Annotated in this window: 18 protein-coding genes; 7 read left to right on the forward strand and 11 right to left on the reverse strand. The window is 73.6% G+C overall.

What is annotated here, in order from left to right; genetic code table 11:
• Window positions 1-45: 45 nt before the first annotated feature.
• Both ACFYR0_RS04320 and ACFYR0_RS04325 read right to left on the reverse strand, forming a co-directional pair.
• Window positions 46-462: an SSI family serine proteinase inhibitor gene (locus tag ACFYR0_RS04320; RefSeq protein WP_389321716.1), complete on the reverse strand. Its 417-nt coding sequence runs from the start codon at window positions 460-462 to the stop codon at window positions 46-48.
• Window positions 463-527: 65 nt separating this feature from the next.
• Window positions 528-1,079 carry an FHA domain-containing protein gene (locus ACFYR0_RS04325; protein WP_386380890.1) on the reverse strand — a complete coding sequence of 184 codons (552 nt, stop codon included), beginning with the start codon at window positions 1,077-1,079 and terminating at the stop codon, window positions 528-530.
• A gap of 184 nt (window positions 1,080-1,263) precedes the next feature.
• Between ACFYR0_RS04325 and treZ the strand changes: the two genes are divergently transcribed.
• Complete coding sequence (treZ, locus tag ACFYR0_RS04330; protein WP_389321718.1) at window positions 1,264-3,009, forward strand: malto-oligosyltrehalose trehalohydrolase; 1,746 nt, start codon at window positions 1,264-1,266, stop codon at window positions 3,007-3,009.
• A gap of 207 nt (window positions 3,010-3,216) precedes the next feature.
• Here treZ and ACFYR0_RS04335 read toward each other — a convergent pair whose 3' ends face one another.
• The gene (locus tag ACFYR0_RS04335) at window positions 3,217-4,188 is read right to left on the reverse strand and encodes an aminoglycoside phosphotransferase family protein (RefSeq protein WP_389321720.1); all 972 of its coding nucleotides are present in this window, start codon (window positions 4,186-4,188) and stop codon (window positions 3,217-3,219) included.
• 62 nt (window positions 4,189-4,250) lie between these two features.
• A complete protein-coding gene (locus tag ACFYR0_RS04340; protein ID WP_389321722.1) occupies window positions 4,251-4,427 on the reverse strand; it encodes a hypothetical protein in 177 nt (58 codons plus the stop codon).
• A 179-nt stretch (window positions 4,428-4,606) separates the two neighbouring features.
• Here ACFYR0_RS04340 and ACFYR0_RS04345 point away from each other — a divergent pair, with 179 nt between their 5' ends.
• Complete coding sequence (locus tag ACFYR0_RS04345) at window positions 4,607-5,362, forward strand: phosphodiesterase (RefSeq protein ID WP_389321977.1); 756 nt, start codon at window positions 4,607-4,609, stop codon at window positions 5,360-5,362.
• 7 nt (window positions 5,363-5,369) lie between these two features.
• Here ACFYR0_RS04345 and ACFYR0_RS04350 read toward each other — a convergent pair whose 3' ends face one another.
• The 3 genes from ACFYR0_RS04350 to ACFYR0_RS04360 all read right to left on the reverse strand — a co-directional run bounded on the left by ACFYR0_RS04350 (window position 5,370) and on the right by ACFYR0_RS04360 (window position 10,789).
• The gene (locus ACFYR0_RS04350; protein ID WP_389321724.1) at window positions 5,370-5,942 is read right to left on the reverse strand and encodes a PDZ domain-containing protein; all 573 of its coding nucleotides are present in this window, start codon (window positions 5,940-5,942) and stop codon (window positions 5,370-5,372) included.
• A 342-nt stretch (window positions 5,943-6,284) separates the two neighbouring features.
• Window positions 6,285-8,450, reverse strand: coding sequence for a germacradienol/geosmin synthase Cyc2 (cyc2, locus tag ACFYR0_RS04355; RefSeq protein WP_389321726.1), 2,166 nt, complete (start codon window positions 8,448-8,450; stop codon window positions 6,285-6,287).
• Window positions 8,451-8,983: 533 nt separating this feature from the next.
• Window positions 8,984-10,789, reverse strand: coding sequence for a S8 family serine peptidase (locus ACFYR0_RS04360; RefSeq protein ID WP_389321728.1), 1,806 nt, complete (start codon window positions 10,787-10,789; stop codon window positions 8,984-8,986).
• Between the two features lie 542 nt (window positions 10,790-11,331).
• Between ACFYR0_RS04360 and ACFYR0_RS04365 the strand changes: the two genes are divergently transcribed.
• A complete protein-coding gene (locus tag ACFYR0_RS04365; protein ID WP_389321730.1) occupies window positions 11,332-12,507 on the forward strand; it encodes a lytic polysaccharide monooxygenase in 1,176 nt (391 codons plus the stop codon).
• A gap of 320 nt (window positions 12,508-12,827) precedes the next feature.
• Here ACFYR0_RS04365 and ACFYR0_RS04370 read toward each other — a convergent pair whose 3' ends face one another.
• Complete coding sequence (locus tag ACFYR0_RS04370) at window positions 12,828-13,781, reverse strand: ABC transporter substrate-binding protein (RefSeq protein ID WP_389321732.1); 954 nt, start codon at window positions 13,779-13,781, stop codon at window positions 12,828-12,830.
• A gap of 338 nt (window positions 13,782-14,119) precedes the next feature.
• On the opposite strand from ACFYR0_RS04370, the gene ACFYR0_RS04375 reads away from it, so the two are divergent.
• From ACFYR0_RS04375 to ACFYR0_RS04390, 4 genes are read left to right on the forward strand one after another with little or no spacing between them, the layout of a single operon-like run.
• Window positions 14,120-16,684 (forward strand): ATP-binding protein, encoded by a 2,565-nt coding sequence (locus ACFYR0_RS04375; protein WP_389321734.1) that lies wholly within the window; start codon window positions 14,120-14,122, stop codon window positions 16,682-16,684.
• Entirely contained in the window at window positions 16,681-17,157 is a 477-nt protein-coding gene (locus tag ACFYR0_RS04380) for a roadblock/LC7 domain-containing protein (protein WP_389321736.1), read from the forward strand. Before ACFYR0_RS04375 ends, ACFYR0_RS04380 begins: the two co-directional genes overlap by 4 nt.
• A 23-nt stretch (window positions 17,158-17,180) precedes the next feature.
• Window positions 17,181-17,621 (forward strand): DUF742 domain-containing protein, encoded by a 441-nt coding sequence (locus ACFYR0_RS04385; RefSeq protein ID WP_389321738.1) that lies wholly within the window; start codon window positions 17,181-17,183, stop codon window positions 17,619-17,621.
• On the forward strand, window positions 17,608-18,210 hold the full coding sequence (locus tag ACFYR0_RS04390) for an ATP/GTP-binding protein (RefSeq protein WP_389321740.1): 603 nt from the start codon (window positions 17,608-17,610) through the stop codon (window positions 18,208-18,210). The genes ACFYR0_RS04385 and ACFYR0_RS04390 overlap by 14 nt, the downstream gene beginning before the upstream one ends.
• A 38-nt stretch (window positions 18,211-18,248) precedes the next feature.
• Here ACFYR0_RS04390 and ACFYR0_RS04395 read toward each other — a convergent pair whose 3' ends face one another.
• From ACFYR0_RS04395 to ACFYR0_RS04405, 3 genes are read right to left on the reverse strand one after another with little or no spacing between them, the layout of a single operon-like run.
• Window positions 18,249-18,923, reverse strand: a complete 675-nt coding sequence (locus ACFYR0_RS04395) for an ABC transporter permease (RefSeq protein ID WP_389321742.1) — start codon at window positions 18,921-18,923, stop codon at window positions 18,249-18,251.
• Complete coding sequence (locus ACFYR0_RS04400) at window positions 18,920-19,657, reverse strand: ABC transporter permease (protein ID WP_389321744.1); 738 nt, start codon at window positions 19,655-19,657, stop codon at window positions 18,920-18,922. Before ACFYR0_RS04400 ends, ACFYR0_RS04395 begins: the two co-directional genes overlap by 4 nt.
• A complete protein-coding gene (locus ACFYR0_RS04405; RefSeq protein ID WP_389321746.1) occupies window positions 19,654-20,856 on the reverse strand; it encodes an ABC transporter ATP-binding protein in 1,203 nt (400 codons plus the stop codon). The genes ACFYR0_RS04400 and ACFYR0_RS04405 overlap by 4 nt, the downstream gene beginning before the upstream one ends.
• Window positions 20,857-21,014: the final 158 nt, after the last annotated feature.

Genomic DNA, 21,014 nt, shown 5'->3' on the forward strand with positions numbered 1-21,014 from the left:
TGCAGTGACATCGGATCGCACCGCCCGCACGCGCGCGGCGGCGGCTCAGTCGCCCATCGCGAACACCGGGCCCGTCAGGTCGGCCAGCTCGCACGCGTTGCCGAAGGTCCGGGTGTAGTCGACGGACATGCCGTTCCACCGCCCGCGCGCGTGGGCCGTGACCGGCGCGTAGACCATGGGGCAGACCTCGCCCCGGGCCGGCATCCGGTCGACGCGGCCCGCCACGGCGGTGAGCTGCTCGCAGGCCTCGGCGGCGCGGGAGTGGCCCTGGGGCGGGTCGCACGTCAAGAGGGTGCCGCGGGTGTCGCCGGACCGGTTGTCGCCGTGGGTGACGGAGACGTAGAGCCAGTTGGCCTGGAAGGACTCCTGGTGGGTCGCCTGGGCCGGGGTGGCGGCGGCGGCGAGGAGAGCGGCCGCCAGCAGGCCGCCCCGCACCGCTTTCGCCGTGATCGTGTGGGTCATGCCCGAATCATCGGCACGCCGTCCCCCGTGCCCCAGCCCCGCTCACCCGAAAGGGAGCCCTCCGCTCAGTTCACCGACAGCCTGAACGTCATGTTCCCGAAGCCGACCTGGTCGCCCTCGCGGACGACGGCGGCGCCGATCACCCGGCGGCCGTTGACGGTGGTGCCGTTGGTGGAGCCGAGGTCGCGCAGGACCCACATCCCGCTCTGGCGGGTCAGCTCGGCGTGCAGGCGCGAGACGGTCTCGTGGTTGAGCCGCAGCCCGCAGGCGGGGTCGCGGCCTATGCGCAGCGGGTGCCCGGTGTTCTGGTGGGGCAGCAGCAGCTTGGGCAGCCGCTCGGCCTGCCAGGCCCGGCGCAGCCGTACCGTGAACCCGGACACCGCCTCGACGCTGCCGAACACCAGCCGGGCGACCCTGTTCTCCCGGGGCAGGTCGGCGGTGAGCGCGGCGAGTTCGTCGGACCGGCGGGCGGCCAGCGCGAGCTCCATGCGGCGGATGAAGGTGTCGTGCGACAGCCGGCCCATGGCGACGCCGTCGCGCAGCGCCTTCAGCGCCTTGTCGCGCTCCGCGTCGGACAGCCGCGCGGGAAAGGCGGGGAACTCGAAGGACGACGTCACGCTGGTGATTGTCGGTCAGTGAACCCCAGGTGTCCAGAAAACGGGGAAACGGCCGCCACGCGCGCGTACCGCGCGGCACCTGCGAGAAAGGAGGGTTTCGGTGCCGGATCGGCCCCCGGATCGATCTCGGTTGGCGCACCATGGGGGAGCTACGTCACGGTGAGCAGACGAAGGGGAACCGTCCGTGCAGTTCGAGGTGTGGGCACCGCAGGCCGGCCGTGTGACGCTCCAGTGCGACGGGGCCACTCGGGCGATGGAGCGCGATCCGCGGCGCGAGGGGTGGTGGACGGCCGAGGCGGAGGCGGACGACGGCTCGCGCTACGGGTTCGCCGTGGACGACGGGCCCGTACTGCCGGACCCGCGCTCGCGGCGCCAGCCGGACGGGCCGCACGGGCTCAGCGCGGTCGTCGACCAGGGGCGCCACGACTGGCGCACGGCGTGGGAGGGCCGTCCGCTCCAGGGGGCGGTGCTCTACGAGCTGCACGTGGGCACGTACACGCCCGAGGGCACGCTGGACGCGGCCGCGGAGCGGCTCGGGCATCTGGTGGAACTGGGCGTCACGCACGTCGAGTTGATGCCGGTCTGCCCGTTTCCCGGGCGGCACGGCTGGGGCTACGAGGGAGTGTCGCTGTGGGCGGTGCACGAGCCGTACGGCGGCCCCGAGGCGCTGAAGCGCTTCGTGGACCGGGCGCACGGGCTGGGACTCGGGGTGGTGCTGGACGTGGTGCACAACCATCTGGGGCCGGACGGCAACTATCTGCCCGCGTTCGGGCCGTACTTCACGGACACGCATCACACGCCGTGGGGCGCGGCCGTCAACCTGGACGCGTCCGGCTCGGACGAGGTGCGGGCGTTCCTGCTGGGCGGTGCGCTGGCCTGGCTGCGTGACTACCGGGTGGACGGGCTGCGGCTGGACGCCGTGCACGCGCTGGCGGACACGCGTGCGTACCCGTTCCTGGAGGAGCTGTCGGCGGGCGTGGACGCGCTCGCGGCGGAGCTGGGGCGGCCGCTGTTCCTGATCGCCGAGTCCGATCTCAACGACCCGCGGACCATCACCACGCGGGAGGAGGGCGGGCTCGGTCTGCACGGGCAGTGGAGCGACGACTTCCACCACGCGCTGCACACCGCGTTGACGGGCGAGTCGCAGGGCTACTACGCGGACTTCGCGCGGGACCCGTTCGCCGCCCTGGCCAAGACGCTCACCGGCGGGTTCTTCCACGACGGCACGTACTCGAGCTTCCGGGGACGTACGCACGGCCGCCCGCTGGACCGCGCCCGGGTCGCCGGGTACCGGCTGCTCGGCTACAGCCAGACGCACGACCAGGTCGGCAACCGCGCCCAGGGCGACCGGCTGTCGGCCCTGGTCTCCCCCGGGCTGCTGGCCTGCGCGGCGACGCTGACGCTGACGGCCCCGTTCACGCCGATGCTGTTCATGGGCGAGGAGTGGGCGGCGGGCACGCCCTGGCAGTTCTTCACCGACCACACCGACCCGGAGCTGGCCGAGGCCGTACGGCGGGGCAGGCGGCGGGAGTTCACCGCGCACGGGTGGGCCGAGGAGGACGTTCCCGACCCGCAGGACCCGGCGACCCGTGAGCGCTCCTGTCTCGACTGGTCCGAGCCGCGGGCCCCGCACCACGCGCGCGTGCTGGAGTGGTACCGGAGGCTGATCGCGCTGCGGGCCGAACTGCCCGACCTCACGGATCCCGATCTCGCCGACACCAAGGTCGCCTACGACGCCGAGGCGGGCTGGCTGGCCTTCCGGCGCGGCGACGTCCGGGTGGCCGTGAACCTCGCCAAGGAGTCCGCGCCCATCCCGCTGGGCACCCGCCCGGTGCGCATCCTGGCCGCGTGGGAGCCGGTGGAGGCGCCCGGCGAGGACGGGGTGCTGCGGCTGCCCGGGGAGTCGTGCGTGGTGCTGTCGCAGGACTGAGGGGGCGCCGGGGCGAGAGGCGGTACGGGACGCCGGGGCGAGGGCGGTACCGGAGCGCCGGGACCAGCGCGGTACCCGGGCGCCGGGACCAGCTCGCCGGGGCCAACGCGATACCCGGGCGCCGGGACCAGCTCGCCGGGGCCAACGCGATACCCGGGCGCCGGGACCAGCGCGGTACCGGGGTGCCGGGACAGGCCCTGGTATGCCCTAGTACTCGTCGTCCCCCGGCAGGTCCTTCTCGTCCTCCTCGTCCGCCGCCCGCAGCTCCGTGACCCGTTCCAGCAGGATGGCCTCCCAGGCGTGCCCCAGCTGGGTGCGCAGCAGCGGCAGCGGGACGGTCGTGTCCCGCCCGTCGAGGTGGGCGGCGAGGCGGATCACCGTGTCGCAGCGGGCCAGCCAGAGGCCGCGCAGGCAGGGGCGGGCGCCGTAGCCGGCGAGGGTGGCGGCGCGGACGGCGGCGGGGGAACCGACGGCGAGGGCGAGGCCCGCGATGTCCTCGGCGGGGTCGCCCAGGACCGCCAGGCCCCAGCCGAGGACCCCGCGCACCCGGCCCTCGGCGCTGACCACGAGGTGGTCGCCGGTGAGGGAGTGATGGACGAGGACGGCTCCGCCGGGCTGCGCGGCGAGCTGGACGGCCGCGGGCGGGGTGAGCTGGTGCAGCCGGGCCGCGTCGAACTCGTCGGCGGCCGCGATCCGTTCGGCGGCCTGTGCGGCCACGCGGCGCAGCGAGTCCAGGGAGCGCGGTGTGGCACGCGGGACGCCGAGGGCCTCGGCCTGTCGTGCGGGCACCTCGCGCAGTCCGGTGAGCAGCCCGGCGAGGTCGGCCTCCCCGATGGCGGAGACGTCCTGCCGGTCGCCCGAGCCGCCGGGCACCTTGGTGTCGAGGGTGCAGGCGAGGCCGGGCGCCCATTCGCCCTGGGCGACGCTGGCCGGTACGGCGACGGGGATGTGTGCCCTGACCAGGTCCCGCAGCCGCACCTCGCGGCGCAACAGGGTGGTGGCCTCCGGGTCGGTGGCGAGGCGGAGCACATGGCGGGTGCCCACCCACCAGGTGGTCCGTCCCACGCTTTCGGGGACCGGCCGTACCTCGGGGCCGGCGGGGTCCTGCACGCCGCCCTTGACGAGGGTGTGGAGCGCTCTGCGGACGATGTCCGCGCTGGGTGTCGGTGCCTGGGTCATGGTCACGCCGTTGTCGCTCGGGGGTGTGGTCGGCAGAGACGGGTTCCGGGCGGGTCGCCCGGTCAGTCCACTATGACCATCTCGCGCGTGGTGCCGCTCAGCCGGCGGCCTCCGTCCTCGACGACGGCGTCCCCCGCGAGCGGTCCGGCAGGCCTCGCGCCCGCGGCCGTCGGCGCTGCCCGCCCCGTCCGGGCCCGGTGGTCGTCGTCGGTGAAGGGCGCGGGCGTACGGCCGGTCATCCGGGCCTCCCTGGGCGGACGAAGGGGACTACGGGCAGCATCCTGCCCGCCCGGAGGGGGCGGCGCGAGCCGGTTCGGCACACCACATGGGAAGTTAATGGTCACTTCTTGCACAGCCATTAGCCCTAATGGTTTGATCATTTCTATCCGTTAGGGCGATGACTGGGGGACACGGAACCGTGCTCGTACTCGCGCACATCAGCGATCTGCATCTGGACGGCACCACGCGCGCGACGGAGCGCGCCCAGCGGGTCCGGGACCACCTGTGGAGGCTGCCGGGCCGGGTGGACGCCCTGCTGGTCACCGGGGACATCGCCGATCACGGCGCGGAGCCGGAGTACGAGGAGGCCGCCCGCCTGCTGGGGCTGCGCGACGGCGACACGCCGTTCCCGGTACTGACCTGCCCCGGCAACCACGACAGCCGGGCCCCCTACCGCAAGGTGCTGCTGGGCGAGCCCGCCGCGGAGGGGCCGGTCAACAGCGTCCGGGTGCTCGACGGCGCCGCCGTGCTGATGTGCGACTCCAGCATCCCGGGCGAGGACGACGGAGCCCTGGACGACGAGACGTACGACTGGATCGAGACGACGCTCGACGGGCTCGGCCCGGACCTGCCGGCGCTCCTGGCGTTCCACCACCCGCCGATCACCCTGCACCACCCCCTGCCGGACTCCTACCGGCTGGGCGACCCGGACCGGCTGGCCGCACTGCTGGCACGCCGGCCCCGGATCGCCGGGCTGATCACGGGCCACGCCCACACGGCGGCCGCCGGCGTCTTCGCCGGGCGGCCCGTCCTCGTGGGGCCGGGCGTGACATGGACGCTGCGGCTGCCCTGGGAGGGCGAGCAGGTCGCCGACCGGGACGCGCCGGTCGGGCTGGCCTTCCATGTGCTGGACGACGCCGGGGGCCTGACGAGCCACTTCCGTACGATCACGTGACCGGCGGTCAGGTGACGACGCCCGGTACGACCGTGAGCTGCTGGAAACCGCCGCTCTCGTGACGCACCGTCACCTTCACCTCCTGGCCGGGCCTGGCCTCCGCCACCGCGCGGGCCAGGTCGGCGGCTGTGTCGACGCGCGTGCCCCCGAAGTCGAGCAGCACGTCACCGCGGACCAGGCCCGCCGCGTGACCGGGTCCCGGGATGTGCACGCCGACGACCAGGGCGCCGGGCTTCTCGGCGTCGACCGCCTCCACGCCCAGGGTCGCGCCCGCGGGCGCCCGGGCGGCGGGCGTGGCCGGGGCGGACGAGGCCGCCGCACGTACCGGGGCGGGGGGCGGCGGGGCGCTCTGCCGCTGGAGTTCGGCGAGCCGGCTCATGCCGATCACGGTGGTGCCGACGGTGCCGAGGCCCACGCCGGACAGCACCAGGACCGCCCCCGCGAGCAGGCTCAGCAGCAGGGTGGTGAGCCGTCGGCCGCGGCGCCGGGCGGCGTGCGGGCGCCGGACGGGCGCCGGGGCGGTGCCGCCACCGGGCTCCTGGCCGGGCATCGGCTTGGGACGCAGCGCAGTCTGTTCCATGGTTCGCCTCCGCCTGGTGCTCTACCCGGCGCACCCGGCCGCGACGATCCCCGAACGAGTGAGGCTGACCTGCGGTCAGCAGCGGGAAGCCTTACCGGTCACCGGCCGGCTCGCCGCCCCGTGGCGCAGGGCCGTACGGAAGCCCGGACCCCGGCCGAGCGGAGCCGGCCCAGGGGCAGTCCTGCGCCGGGCGCGTCGATCCAGCGGGCATCGGTGAGGTCGCCCCCTACGACGGCACCCGGCCGCACCCGGTCGTCCGGGCCCCGGGCAGGGCCGCGGTCGAGCGGGCGGCCCCGCGTACGCGTCGGCGGCGGGAGCCGTCGCGTGGGGTGACGTGACCGCTCAGGCCAGGCCGGCGGGTACGGGCGGGAGGGCCGGGGCGGGCGCGCCGTCCGGGCGGAAGCCGTGGGTGCGGCGGGCCAGGTAGTCCGCCTTGTAACGGTCCACGGCGCGATGCCAGTTCAGGATGCCGGACATCCAGTCCCGCAGCGCGTCCACATAGCCGTCCATGGCCTCCCGGTCCTCGGCGGAGAGGGCGAAGTCGTCCTGGACGACGGGCAGTTCGACGGCCGCCACATGCTCGAACTGCTCCATGCGCTGGTTCATCAGGTCCGCGACGATCCGCAGCCCGGTCGGGTAGTCGCAGCCGAAGAAGTTCTGCACGACCAGGATCGCGTTGTGGACCTCGCCCTCGTACTCGATCTCCTTCTGGTACGAGAAGACGTCGTTGAGCAGACAGGCGAAGTCGATCGCGGCGTTCTCCAGGGAACGGACGGGGCCGCTGCGGTAGACCTCGGGCGCGATGCCCGGGGCGTGGCCCCTGCGGCACATGCTGAGGGTGAGGTCGGAGCCGAAGGTGGCCCGGCGCATCTCCAGGTAGTCGACGGGGTCGGGGACGCGGTGGTGGATCTGGTTGGCCAGTTCCCACAGCCAGCTCTCGGTCATCACGTCGACCGCGGCCTTCAGCGTGCGCCGGGCCTCCCGGTCCATGTCCGCCGTGGTGCGCCGCCACAGGTCGACGAGGCCGCGTTCCATGCCGTTCACCGGGGGCGGCGGCTCCTCGCCGTCCAGGGGCATACAGGCCGAGAGGCGTGCGGTGGTCAGCCGGGCGGCGACGAGGTCGCGGCGCCGGCCGAAGACGAGGGGGTAGTAGTCGTCGCCGTAAGTGCCCCAGGCCAGCCAGTGGGCGCTGAGGTCGAGCGCCTCCTGACTGCCGTCGGGGTCGAGCCCGGCCGAGCACAGCGCCAGGTCGCAGGAGTCGAGCTTGTCCTCGTCCCAGACGCCCTCGCTGAGGATGCCCATGCGGTGCGACCAGGCGACCAGGCCGCGCCGTGCCTCGTCGAGACCGGAGTTGAGGCGCAGGGGGAAGGGCATGCGGATGTCCGGGATCGCGGACGGGCCGACCCTCTGGAACGGGACGTGGCTGTGGGCGCGCAGCCGGTCCGCCGCGGTCGAGGCGAGCAGGGCCTGGATGTCGGCGGCACCGCCGAGGGGGCGGTTCCAGGGCGGGACGGAGGCGGCGCCCTCGTTCATGTAGCGGCTGGAGCGCATGTGCCACTCGTGGCCGCCGGACTGCCAGTCCTGGAGCCCCTTGGTGTACGCGGCGACCGCGGCGAGTTCGTCGGGGGCGAGGCCCTTCTCCAGCGCGACGGCGGGCACCTCGGTGAACGCGGTGTGCTCGAACTGGTGGAGGCGGGAGGTGAGGACGTCGTTGACGGTGTCGGCGGCCTGCTGGGTGGTGCAGCCGAAGAAGGTCTCCAGGACGAGCACGCCGTTGCTGTGCTCGCCCTCCTCCTCGACCTCCCGCTGGTAGGAGAACAGGTCGTTGCGCAGGTGCACGGCGTCGGAGAAGGTCTCCATCAGCACCCTGAGGGGCCGGGTCGCGGCGACGGACGCGGGTACCTCGGCGGTGGCGTACTCCACGAGTCCGGCGGACCAGGGGGCGCCGCCGACCTTGCGGCGCATCTCGATGTACTCGACCGGGTTGGCGATCCGGCCCTCGTTGATGTTCGACAGCTCCCACAGGGACTCGTTCAGCAGATGCTCGGTCGCCACGGCGAAGCGGTGGCGCCAGTCGGCCGACATCGCCGGTACGGTCCGCCTCCACAGGTCGTCGAGGCCGGCCTCGACCGGATTGGCCGGCTCGGGCACCGGGGCCGACAGGTCCATCGGCATGAACAGCGGCAGCCGGTCCAGATAGGCCTTGCCGCCCGCGCGGTCCTGGCTGCGCTTGAAGGTCTCCAGGAAGTGGTCGTCGAAGAAGAACACCCACACGTACCAGTCGGTGATCAGCGACAGGGCGGGGCCGTCGCAGTCGGGGTGGGTGTAGGCGCAGAGCAGGCCGTAGTCGTGCGCGTCGAGGTCGGACTGCTCCCAGATCCCGGAGCCTTCCAGCATGCCCATCTCCCGTGCCCACGCGCTGGAGTGGGCGCGGGCCTCGTCCAGGTGCGGGTTCAGCCGGGCGGGGTGGGGCATGTAGAAGTGCGGGAGTTCGAAGGGCTGGGTCATGGGCGGGCCCTACCCATGCGTTTTCTCGTGCATCCGCCTGGGCTCAGGTCATCACACCATCGCGTGAATCGCCGTTGGAGTGCGGAACTTTCGGGTGGGTGGGGGGTTCGGTGGGGGCCGGGGCGTGGTGCGGGGGCGGTGGGGGCCGGGTCGTGCTTCGGGTGCGGGCCGTCCGTGGCTGTTCGCGCAGTTCCCCGCGCCCCTGAGGGAGTGGTCGTGCAGTTTCTCGGGGCGATCGGGGCGGTGGTTGCGTGGTTCGCGCAGTTCCCCGCGCCCCTTGAGGGTGGGGTCGTGCGGATTCCCGGGCCGATCGGGTGCTGTACCGGGAGGCACTGCGAGGGCTGCCCGGGGAGTGGGCTGCGGGGCGGCCCGTGCGGCTGGTCCCCAACTTCATCACGGCGTCAAGTCACTCCCCCTGTCAGTGACTTGACGCCGTGATCCCCGCCCTCCCCACCCCGGGCCCGGGAGAGGAGGACGGGGGGCGGACCCGCCGGTGCCCATCCGCACCGGCCGGCCCGCCTGCCCGGGTGACCTCAGAAGGTCAGCTTCCAGCTGTTCAGCGTGCCGCTGTCCGCCGAGTAGACGTCCTGGACGCGCAGCTTCCAGGTGCCGTTGGCGACCTCGCTGGAGGCGTTCACCGTGTAGGTGGTGTTGACGTTGTCCGCGGAGTCCGAGGAGCTGGAGGACTTCAGCCGGTACGTCGAGCCGTCCGGGGCGACGAGGTCGATGACCAGGTCACCGCGGTAGGTGTGGGTGATGTTCACACCGACCTGGAGGGCGGAGGGGGCGTTGCCGGTGCGGCCGGTGACGCTGATCGGGGACTCGACCGCCGCGCCGCCGTCCGGGACGGCCACCGAGCCGGTGCTGGAGAACACGGTGCCGGTGCCGCCGGAGCCGCCGGTGACCGCCTGGACGGTCTTGGCGGCGTCGGCCAGGCCCGCGCCGCAGCCGCCGGTGCAGGAGCCGGGCAGCGCACGGGCGTTGGTCTTGATGGCCGACTCGATCTGGGCCGGGGTGAGCGAGGAGTTCGCCGACTTCATCAGCGCGGCCAGGCCCGCGATGTGCGGGGTGGCCATGCTGGTGCCCTGGTAGTAGGCGTAGGACTCGGTGGACGGCGTCTTGGTGCCGGAGTTCAGCGTGGAGTAGATGCCGTTCGCGGTACCGGTGCTGGTCTGGCCTCCGGGGGCCGAGATGTCCACCAGGGAGCCGTAGTTGGAGTAGCTCGCCTTGGCTCCGGTGCGGCTGGTGGCCGCGACCGAGATGACGTTGTTGCAGTTGCCCGGCGAGTGGTTCGCCACGTTGTCGTTGTCGTTGCCCGCGGCCACGACGACCGTGGTGCCGCGGTTCACGGCCGCGGTGATGGCCGACTGGGTGGCGGAGGTGCAGGCGCCGTCGCCGCCGAGGCTCATGTTGATGACCTTGGCGACGTTGGTGTTGGCGGGCACGCCGGAGACGGTGCCGCCGGACGCCCAGGTGATGGCGTCGATGATGTCGGAGTCGTAGCCGCCGCACTTGCCGAGCACCCGCAGCGGGGAGATCTTGGCGCCGTAGGCGATGCCCGCCATGCCCTTGCCGTTGTTGGTGGCCGCGGCGATGGTGCCGGCCACGTGGGTGCCGTGCCAGGAGGAGTTGCTGGCCGGGACGCCCGCGCCGCAGTCGCCCGCGTTGTACCAGTCGCCCGGGTCGGCCGGGTTGGAGTCGCGGCCGTTGCCGTCCACCGACACCGCGGTGTCGGAGATGAAGTCGTAGCCGCCGACGATGTTCGCGGCGAGGTCGGAGTGGGCGACGTAGCCGGTGTCAATGACGGCGACGGTGACGCCGGTGCCGGTGGTGGTGGTCCAGGCGCCCGGCACGTTCATGCCGGCGGTGGCCTCGAACAGGTCCCACTGCTTGGCGTAGTCGGTGTCGTTCGGGTCGGCCTTGGCCTTGTTCAGGCGGTCCGGGACGACGTAGGCGACCTGCGGGTCGGCCTGGAACTCGGCGATGACGTCGGCGACGTCCGTGCGGGTGAGGTCCTCGCCGAGGTCGACCAGGGCGGCACCGGTGCCGAGGCGGCGCTGGAAGTCGAGGCTCTCGCCCGCCTCCTTGCCCTTGGCGACGGCGTCGGCCTCGGCGGCCTTGTTGGAGGTGGCCTCGGTGGCGCCGGACTTGTAGCCGACGATCAGACGCTCGGCGGGGGCGCCCGGGGCGGCCTCGGTGCGGGCCGCGAGGTCGGCGGAGGCGGCCGGAGCGGAGCCGTCCTGGGCGACGGCGACCGTCGCGGTGGCGGCGGTGAAGAGCGCCGCGGACACCGCGGCGGCGGATATGAGTCTCCGGCGGGTGGAGGGAGAAGTACGCAAGGGCTTGCCTTTCGTGGCCGTACTCCGGGCACGCGGAGCGGCGGTCGAGCGCTTCTTCGTCGAAGCGGTGGGGGCTGTTCGAAAAGCGAAAAGCGGTGGCCGGCCAGGCGTGGTGCACCGACCCGTCGTGGGGGTTACCTGTGGGTCAGCTGTGCTGGAACGATAGGGAACGGGACGTGGGTAGGGGTACAGGGGAAACCCTTGACCAGGCCGGAAACCCACCCTCGCCATAGGGCACTTGAACTGGGATGCACCCTTTGGTCCTGGCTTGGCGCGCGCGTTCGCGCCGGGCCGTCGGCGTGATGCGCGCGCTCGCCCTCGGCCGGTGCCCTACGCCCCGATCCGGCCGACCCCGGCGGCTCGGGTCACCCTGATCGGCCGACGCGAGCCGCTCGGGCGGCCCCGTTCCAGCCGTCCCGACCCGGACGACGCCGACAGCTCAAGCCGCCCCGTTCCGGCCGGTGCTCAACGCCGAGGCCGCGCCCGTTCCGGCCGGTAATCAACGCTCAGACCGCGCCCGTTCCGACCGGTAATCAACACTGATGCCGCGCCCGTTCCGGCCGGTGCTGAACGCTGGGGCCGTGCTCTGCGTACTGCCCTCGGAACCCCGTACGCCCGACGAGCCGGAGGAGGCCCGCATGCCCGGCGCCCCCACCACCGCGGCCACCCCCACGGCCGCGGCCCCCATCAGCGCCGCCCCCGGCAAGGCCCCCGCCCGCACCGGCACCGCGACCGCCGCTCTCCCCGGCGGCGCCACCGGCGGAGCCCTCGCCCGCGCGGGCGCCCGTGCCGCCGTCGCCCTGCTGGTCCCCGCGCTGGCCCTGGCCGTGTCGGCCCCGGCGCACGCGCACGGCGCGCCGACGGACCCCGTCTCGCGGACGGTGGCCTGTTCGCCCGACGGCGGCGCACGCGCCGGTTCGGCGGCCTGCCGGGCGGCGGTCGCGGCGAACGGCGGGCCCGTCGCCGCGTGGGACAACCTGCGGCTGCCGGACGTCGGCGGCCGGGACCGGCAGACCGTCCCCGACGGCCGGCTGTGCAGCGCGGGCCTGCCCGGCTACCGGGGCCTGGACCTGGCCCGCGCCGACTGGCCGGCGACCCGGCTCACGCCGGGCGGCACGATCACGGTGTCGTACGCCTCGACGATCCCGCACGCCGGGTCCTTCAAGTTCTTCCTGACGAAGCCGGGTTACGACCCGACGCGACCGCTCACCTGGTCGGACCTGCCGGAGCGGCCGTTCGCCGAGGTGCGCGACCCGGCGCTGACGGGCGGCGCCTACCGGATGCGCGCGACGCTGCCGTCGGACCGGACCGGGCGGCATGTGCTGTACACGGTGTGGCGGAACAGCAGCACGCCGGACACCTACTACTCCTGCTCGGACGTGGAGTTCGCGTCGGCCGCGAAGCCGGCGAGGCCGACGCCGACAGCCCCGGCCGAGGGCGCGTCCGAGGCCGGGTCCGGGAGGAATCCGGCCGGCGCCGCGACGAGGACACCCGAGGCCGCCGAGCCTTCCGCGGCCCGGACGCCGGCGACCGTGGAGGAGAGCTCCGGGACGGTGAAGGACCCCGCGGACGTGAGCACGCGCCGGCCGGTCGACGCGACACCCGTCGCACAGGCCGAGTCCGGGCCCTCCGCCCCCTGGGTGGCGGGCGGTGCCGCCGGTGTGCTGCTGCTCACCGGCGGCATCACCCTCGCCCTGCGACTGCGCCGCGGAGCGTGAACCAGCCTTGTATGGGCCTCAGTTGACGAACACCGCCGCACCCGCGGCGGTCACCGGGGCGTACTTCGCCGTCGACCGGCCTGCTGCTGTCGCTGGGCACCTGGGTCACCTCGAACCTGGGCGGCCTCCCGCTGGGACTGGTCCCCGGGGTCGCCGACAGCTGTCTGGTCCTCGGCCGGCTGCCCGACCAGGGACCTCGCCGCGGCCGCGGACGCCGTCGCCGCGAGGCCCGCGCGACCGCCGCCGTGCGCTGAGCGGAGGGGGCCGCGGGGAGAGGTGTGCGCACCTCCCCACGGCCCCCGTCCGTCCGGCCGGCGGGATCAGCCGAGGCCGGCCGACTTCAGCCAGGCCTTGGCAACGTCCAGCGGGTCCTTGTTCTCCAGCTGCACCTGGGAGTCCAGTTCGAGCAGCGTCGCGGTGTCGAGCTCGGCGGAGACCGCGTTGAGCGCGGCGACGCCCTCCTCGGACAGACCGCTCTTGTAGACCAGCGGCGTGACGTTGGCGAACCCGAAGAGGTTCTTCGGGTCCTTCAGGACGACGAACTTCTCCTTGGTGATGGTCGGGTCGGTGGTGAAGATGTCCGCGGCCTGCACGGCGTTCTTCTTCAGCGCCGCCTGGGTGAGCGGGCCACCGGCGTCCAGCGCCTTGAAGGACTTGAACTTCAGGCCGTACTCGGACTCCAGGCCGACCAGGCCCTGGTGGCGGGTCTGGAACTCCGGGGAGCCGCCGATGACCAGCTCGGGCGCGGCCTCCTTGAGGTCGGCGAGCGAGGACTCCGCGGTGAGGCCGTACTTCTTCGCGGTCTCGGCGTTCAGCGACACCGAGTCCTTGTCCTCGGCGGGCGAGGACTCCAGCAGCGTCAGCTTGGGGTCCAGCTTGGCCTGGGCCGCGGAGTTCACCGCCTCCGCGGACTCCTGCGCGGCCTTGGGGTCGAGATAGGCCAGCAGCGAGCCGTTGTACTCGGGCAGCACGGTGATCGTGCCGTTCTTGAGCAGGCCGTACGTGGTCTCGCGGCTGCCGATGTTGGGCTTGTAGGTGACCTTGATGCCCTTGGCCTTCAGGGCCTCGCCGTAGATGTCGGCGAGCAGGGTGCTCTCGGCGAAGTTGTTGGAGCCGACGACGACGGTGTCACCGGCGGGCTTGTCCCCGCCGGCGAGCGGGTTGTCGTCGGTGCCGTCGTCGGACGAGCCACAGCCCGCGACGAGCACCGCCGTCACGGCGAACAGGGCGGCGGCCGCACCGCGGCGTCTCGGACTGGTCCAGCTGCTCTTCACGATTGCAGTCACAATTCCCGTTCCGGACTCGGAAGTTCGATGGGCAGATCTGGTGTTGACGACGGGTGTGCGGGGTGCGGCCCGCGCACCCCCATCGATCCAATCCAGCCGGTTCTCGATGAGTCAAGAGCGGCCAGGTCACCATCTGGCTTCGACGAGTGACCAGTTGTGATTGAGGGATGAACGAAACGTCATCGCACGATGGCTGGTTGTAACGGACTCTTGACGGGACTCGACCGGTCCGGTCCGTCAAATGGCGGTACTCTCGCCGAAGTTGGCATGGACCACAGCAGCCCCTCGGACCTCGCCGTGCCCCGACACGCCCCGAAGGAGGCGCCGTGTCCCCGAACGAGCGAAGCGTTCTGCGCGGCTTCGCCGACCGGTGGCCGTTCCGCCGCAAACTCAACGTCCTGCTCGGCGTCCCGCTCGCGGTCATCGCCCTGCTGCTGACGTACCTCGTCACCGATCTGCTCCAGGAGTCGCGGCGGGCACGGGAGGCGGCCCGGCTGGTGCGTGACAGCACCCAGGTCGCCCGGCTGGTGGACCGGCTGGAGGCGGAGCACCAGCAGGCGGTCCTGCTGTCGGTGCGGCACGAGGCCGCCGAGGGCGTCGCCCGGCCGTCCACCGCCGCCTACCGTGAGGCCCAGGCCGTCGTGGACCGGCAGCTCGACGAGGTGCGCCGGACCTTCGGCGGCCGGCTGCCGCCGACCGAGTCCCAGGCCCTGCTCGAGGTCGAGGCCCTGGACGGGCTGCGCGACACCGTCGAGCGGGGGTACCTGCCCGCCGAGAACATCGACCCGGCGTACGCGGGCGCCGCCCAGGGGCTGATCGACGGGCTCGGCCTGAGCCGCGACTCCGTGCTCGCCGCCACCTTCACCGGCGGTCTGCTGGACTCGCTGCTGCGCGCCGGGGCCGCCCACGGCGCCTTCGAGACCGGGGTGTTCGCCGCGGGCACCCGCGACTCCAACGCGCTGATCCAGCTGCTCGGCGCGGTCGGCTCCTACGAGCAGTACACCTACCAGGCCGAGCGGTTCACCCGGCTGGCCACCGAGGAGCAGGCCGAGCGGCTGCGCACGGTCGAGCACAACACCGCGCAGGCCGCCATCGCCCAGCGGTACGCCGAACTGCGGATCGACCCCGGCGGCCTCCAGGCCGGCGACCTGGGCGAGGTGCGGGCCGCGTTCCGGCAGTCGCTGGCCGACTACCCCGACTACCGCGCCCAGGCCGGCATCCGGCTCGCCGTCACCACCTCGCTGATCGGCGAGATCGCCGACCGCGCCGACGACGCCTCCGCCGACGCCCAGTTGCGCGCGGGACTGCTGCTGGGTCTCGCCCTGTTCGGCTGTGCCGCGTGGCTGGCCCTGTCGGTCGTGGTGCGCCGCTCCGTCGTACGGCCCGTGCAGGCGCTCACCGGGGCCGCGCGGGAGGTGGCCGAGGTCGCGGGGCGCGAACTGGCCCGGGTGGCCGACGACGACACCGAGGACGACGGCCCGCCCCGGCTGCGCGCGATCCCGGTCACGGCCAGGGACGAGATCGGGGAACTCGCGGAGGCCTTCAACCGGGTGCAGAGCACGGCGGCCGCGCTGCTGGAGCGACAGGTGCTCAGCCGCCGCAACGTCGCCGAGATGTTCGGGCACGTGGGCCGCCGCGTCAGCAACCTCACCACCCGCCAACTGGCCCTGATCGACGCCGTCGAGCGCGGCGAGACCGACCCCGCGCTGCTCGAACGCCTCTACCGCATCGACCACATCGCGGTCCGGCTGCGCCGCAACGCCGACAGCCTGATCCTGCTGGCCGGACTGCGCGAGACGCTGCTGAACGCCGGTCCGACCGAACTCACCACCGTCGTCCGCGCGGCCCTCGGCCAGATCGAGGGCTATCAGCGCGTCGAACTGCACGCCGGGACCGAGGCACGGCTGGTCCCCGACGTGACGAGCGACCTGACCCTGATGGTCGCCGAACTCCTCGACAACGCCGTGCGGTTCTCCCCCGCGGACACACCGGTCGAGGTGACCGTCGTGGCCGGGACGGACGGGGCGACGGTCACCGTCACCGACCACGGGCTGGGCCTGAGCCGCGACCGCCTCGCCGAGGAGAACGCCCGTCTCGTACGGCGTGAGCGGCTGGACCTCGTGCCCACGCGGGTGCTCGGCCTGTTCGTGGTCGGCGCGCTGGCGCGCCGCTGGGGCATCGGCGTCCGGCTGTCGCGCACCCGGGGCGGCGGGGTCACGGCCGCGGTGACCGTACCGGCGTCGCTGCTGGCGTCGACCGGACCGGCCGCGGCACCCGTACCCGCTCCGGCGGCCGCGGTGCCCGCCGGGGCGGCAGCTGCCGCCCCGGCGCCCGGGTCCCGTACGGCGACGGTGGCGGACGGCGACGGCCCGCGGGAGGCCTCGGACGCGCCCGCGGCCCGTCCACGGGAGACCGCGGCCGTGCGCGAGGACCCCGCGCCCCCGGGCGCCCCGTCGGCCCAGCCCCCGCTCCCCCGCCGCGTCCCGCGCCGCAAGGCCCCGGAGGGGACCCCGCTCGTCCCCAGGGCCCGCACCGAGCCGCGTCCGGACCCCGCTGGGGAGACCCCGGACAGCCGTGTCTCCGGCCGGCCCCTGCGCCGCCGGGTCCGGGGCGCGACCCTCGGGACGACCGCCCCGGACACCGGCCGGCCCGCCACGGCCAGGTCGACGTCCCCCGCCGACGCGGACGCCGTACGCAGCGAGCTGGAGGAGTTCGAGGCGGCGGTGGCACGCGCCCACCACGACAGCGCACGGGACGACGACGGGGCACAGGACGGCGACGGCCCCGGCGGCGCCGGGAACCGGCCCGACGGCGAACGGCACGGCACACAGCGGCACGGCACACAGCGGCACAACGCCGCAGACACCCCCGCGGAAGGAGCGGAGCAGTGAGCACGTCGACAGACGACACCCCGGCCGAAGGGGCCGGGCCCGAGGATCTGCGCGCGGCCGCGGCGGACTTCACCTGGCTGCTCAACCGTTTCGCGACGGAGACCGCGGGCGTGGTCGACGCGATCGCGGTGTCCTCGGACGGGCTGCTCATCGCGGTGGCCCAGTTGCGCGAACGCGCCCACTCCGAGCGGCTCGCGGCGATCGTCTCGGGCCTGACCAGCCTCGCGGCCGGCGCGTCCGGCAACTACGGCCTGGGCGCCCTGAACAAGGTCATCATCGACCTGGAGGGCGGTCATGTGCTGGTCTCCGCGATCGGCGCCGGTGCCGTGCTCGGCGTGGTCGCCGACAAGGGGGCCAAGCTCGGCAACATCGCCTACGAGATGACCCTGTTCGCCAACCGCGCCGGGGCCACGCTCAGTCCGCAGCTCGTGCTGGAGCTGAAGAACAGCGTCGGCGTCGCGCAGTCCGGCTGACGGCCGAGAGGACCTGCATCACCATGGCGGCGGACGACGGCACCCCGGACGGGCCCCGGGCGGGGGAGGACCCGCCCGAGCCGGTCGGGCCGGTCGCCGCCGTCCGGCCGTTCCTGGTCACCGCGGGCCGGGTCGCGCCCGACGCCGAGGGGCGGCCGATGCCCGTCGAGACCCAGGTGGTGGCCACCGCAGAGGGACTCGCCGCGCTGGACCGGCTGTCGTTCGAGCGGCACGACATCGTGGCCGCGTGCCGGCGGCCGCAGTCGATCGCGGAGATCGCGGCACGGCTGCGGCTGCATCTGAACGTCGTCCGCGTCCTGGCCGAGGACCTGCGTACGGCGGGCCAGCTGACGGTGCATCTGCCCGACACGGCCGCCGTCCACGACTCGTCCGTCCTGCGCAGGGTCATCGAGGGCCTGCGTGCCGTCCCCGACTCCCGAGGAGCACTGCGTGACTCCGGCTGAGCAGTCCGGCGCCGCCGCCGCGGGGGCCCCCGAGCGCCCGCCGCTGCCGGTGAAACTGGTGATCGCGGGCGGCTTCGGGGTGGGCAAGACCACCGCCGTCGGCTCGATCTCCGAGATCGAGCCGCTGACCACCGAGGCGTCGATCACCGAGGTGGCGGCGGAGGTGGACGACCTGTCCCACACCCCGCGCAAGACCACGACCACCGTCGCGATGGACTTCGGCCGGATCACCGTCGACCCCACGCTGACGCTGTATCTGTTCGGTACTCCCGGGCAGGAACGGTTCGGTTTCATGTGGGACGACATCGTCGAGGGCGCGGTCGGCGCGCTGGTCGTCGTCGACACCCGCCGTCTGGACGACTGCTACGCGGCCGTGGACTACTTCGAGCACCGCGGCATCCCCTTCGCGGTCGGCGTCAACGCCTTCGACGGGCATGTCGAGCACGCCCTGGACGAGGTCCGCTGGGCCCTCGACGTCTCCGCGGGCGTCCCGGTCGTGGTGTTCGACGCCCGCGAGCGCGGCTCCGTGCGGGACGCGCTGCTGGAGGTGCTGCAACTGGCCCTGGCCCGGTCGGAGGCGCGGCCGTAGGCGGTCCTCTCCTGCCGGGGACGGCCCCGCCCTCCCGGTCACGCCCGGGCGCTTCGCCGCACCCCCGCCGAGACCGTCAGTCTGCCTGCCGCCCAGAACACCGCCAGGGTCACCAGGGCCAGGCCCGCGACCAGGGTGGCGCCGCCGACCACCTTCTCGTAGTCGCGCTGGTAGAGGCCGTCGATGATGTACCGCCCGAGGCCGCCGAAGCCGACGTACGCCGCGATGGTGGCCGTGGACACGATCTGCACGGCGGCCGTGCGCAGCCCGCCGAGGACCAGCGGCAGGCTCTGGGGCAGTTCCACCCGGAGCATGATGTCCGTCTCGCGCATGCCCATGCCGCGGGCGGCGTCCACCGGGGACGGGTCGACCGAACGCACGGCCTCGTACGTGGTGACCAGGATCGGCGGTACGGCGAGCACGACCAGCGGGATCATCACCGGAGCCATGCCGAAGCCCAGCAGCATGGTCAGCAGCACCAGCAGACCGAAGGTGGGCAGGGCGCGCCCGGCGGTGGCGATCAGGGCGAGGACGTTGCCGCCGCGGCCGTAGTGGCCGGTGACCAGGCCGACCGGCAGGCCGATCGCGGCGGAGAGGCCGAGGGCCTCCAGGGTGTAGCCGACGTGCTCGGCCACGCGGGTGGGGATGCCGTCGTAGCCGTGCCAGTGGGTGCCGTCGCTGAAGAAGGCGTTCGCGAAGTCGAGAATGCTCACGGGGCGTCCTCCTTCACGGGCGCCTTGCGGGGGGCGCCGACGCCTCCCCTTGAGGTGGTGCCTCCCTCGGGAGTGGCGCCTCCCCCTGAGGTGGCACCTCGCGGCATCCAGGGGGTCAGCAGCAGCCGTACGCCGACCAGCAGCGCGTCGATCAGGACCGCGAGGACGGCCATGGTGAGCACGGCGTTCCAGGCGAGCTCCGGCCGGTTGTAGATGGCGGCGTCGTGCAGCAGGTTGCCGAGGGCGCCCTGGTTGCCGATGAGCATGCCGACGCTGACCAGGGAGATGCTGGAGACGGTCGCCACCCGCAGCCCGGCGATGATCGCGGGCACGGCGATCGGCAACTGCACCTGCGCGTAACGGCGCAGGGGGCCGAAGCCCATGGCGCGCGCGGCGGCGAGGGTCTCCGGCGGCACCGAGCGCACACCGTCGACGATCGCGGGGACGAGCACGACGAGGGTGTAGACGGTGAGCGGGATCATCACCGTCAGCTCGGTCTGGCCGGTGTAGTCGATGAGGACGACGAAGAACGCCAGCGACGGGATGGCGTAGAGCACGGTCGTCACGGCCAGCACGGGCGGGTACAACCACCGCAGCCGTACGCACAGTTGGGCCAGCGGCAGGGCGAGCAGCAGCCCGCCGAGGACGGGCAGCAGCGCCTCGCGCAGGTGCAGCCCGATCAGCCCGAGCCAGCTGTGCTGGAGGTCGCTGGGGATGTCGAAGAAGCGGTTCACCGGGCGGCCTCGGCGTCGGCGTGGGCCGCCTTGCCGGAGGGGCTCGCCTCCCCGGACCGGCTCGCGGGGACCTCGGCGCCCGCCGGTGCCGGGCGGCCCGCGGCGTGGGCGCCCCGGATGGCCTCCCCGATGACCGTCTGCGAGACGACCCCCACGGCCCGCCCCTCGGCGTCCACGGCCACCGCCCAGCCCGTCGGCGAGAGCACGGCACAGTCCAGGGCCGCCCGCAGCGAGTCCTCGCCGAAGACGAACGGCCGCCCGTACGACAGGAGTCGCGCGGGGTCGATCTCCCCGGCGGCCAGGTCGCCGGGCTCGCTCCAGCCGAGCGGCCTGCCGTCCAGGTCGGTGACGAGCAGGTAGGGGAACTCCCCGGTGGCACGGGCGGCGAGCTGCTCGGCGGTGGAGTCGACGGCCACGACCGGGGCGGAGAGCAGCTCCAGTCCGGCGGAGCCGAAGAAGGACAGCCGGCGGATGCCGCGGTCGGCGCCGAGGAAGTCCTCGACGAAGGCGTCGGCGGGTTGCGAGAGCAGCTCCGCGGGCGGCGCGAACTGGGCCAGGCGGCCGCCGGTGCGCAGCACGGCGACCATGGTGCCGAGCTTCACCGCCTCGTCGATGTCATGGGTGACGAAGACGATCGTCTTGCCCAGTTCCGCCTGGAGGCGCAGGAGTTCGTCCTGGAGCTGCTTGCGCACCACGGGGTCGACGGCGGAGAACGGCTCGTCCATCAGCAGCACGGGCGGGTCCGCGGCCAACGCCCTTGCCACGCCGACGCGTTGCTGCTGACCTCCGGAGAGCTGGTAGGGGTAGCGGCGGGCCAGGGCGGTGTCCAGGCCGACGCGTTCCATGAGTTCGCGGGCGCGGTCCCGGGCCTTGGCCCGGCCCCAGCCCAGCAGACGGGGGACGGTGGCGATGTTGTCGAGGATCGTGCGGTGCTGGAAGAGGCCGGCGTTCTGGATGACGTAACCCATGGACCGGCGCAGGGTGTTGACCGGCTGCCGCCGGATGTCCTTGCCATCGAGGAGGATGCTGCCCTCGGTCGGCTCGACCATCCGGTTGATCATGCGCAGGGTCGTCGTCTTGCCGCAGCCGGAGGGGCCGACGAGGACGGTGACCGCGCGGTCGGGTATCTCCAGGGAGAGCCGGTCGACCGCCACCGTGCCGTCCGGGTACCGCTTGGTGACTGCGTCCATCCGTATCAAGACGTGGGTGCCTTCCGGTGGTTGGGCGGTGGGGGGCGCTTGCCCGGAAGTCTAGACGGAGGGTGTTGCGGGGGTGTGGTGGTGCGGGGTGGGGGGCGGGGGTCGTTGTGCTCGGGCCGCGGGGCCGTTGTGGTTTGTGGCGTGGGTGTGTGCGGGGT

The organism is Streptomyces sp. NPDC005017, from assembly GCF_042873115.1.
Classification (GTDB): Bacteria; Actinomycetota; Actinomycetes; order Streptomycetales; family Streptomycetaceae; genus Streptomyces.

What these genes read in the sequence shown, in the direction of transcription:
- ACFYR0_RS04350 (WP_389321724.1), bottom strand. Translation starts at nt 5,942, where the DNA reads ATGGAACAGACTGCGCTGCGTCCCAAGCCGATGCCCGGCCAGGAGCCC.
- ACFYR0_RS04365 (WP_389321730.1), top strand. Translation starts at nt 11,332, where the DNA reads ATGCCGCGCCCGTTCCGGCCGGTGCTGAACGCTGGGGCCGTGCTCTGC.
- cyc2 (WP_389321726.1), bottom strand. Translation starts at nt 8,450, where the DNA reads ATGACCCAGCCCTTCGAACTCCCGCACTTCTACATGCCCCACCCCGCC.
- ACFYR0_RS04320 (WP_389321716.1), bottom strand. Translation starts at nt 462, where the DNA reads ATGACCCACACGATCACGGCGAAAGCGGTGCGGGGCGGCCTGCTGGCG.
- ACFYR0_RS04340 (WP_389321722.1), bottom strand. Translation starts at nt 4,427, where the DNA reads ATGACCGGCCGTACGCCCGCGCCCTTCACCGACGACGACCACCGGGCC.
- ACFYR0_RS04335 (WP_389321720.1), bottom strand. Translation starts at nt 4,188, where the DNA reads ATGACCCAGGCACCGACACCCAGCGCGGACATCGTCCGCAGAGCGCTC.
- ACFYR0_RS04385 (WP_389321738.1), top strand. Translation starts at nt 17,181, where the DNA reads ATGGCGGCGGACGACGGCACCCCGGACGGGCCCCGGGCGGGGGAGGAC.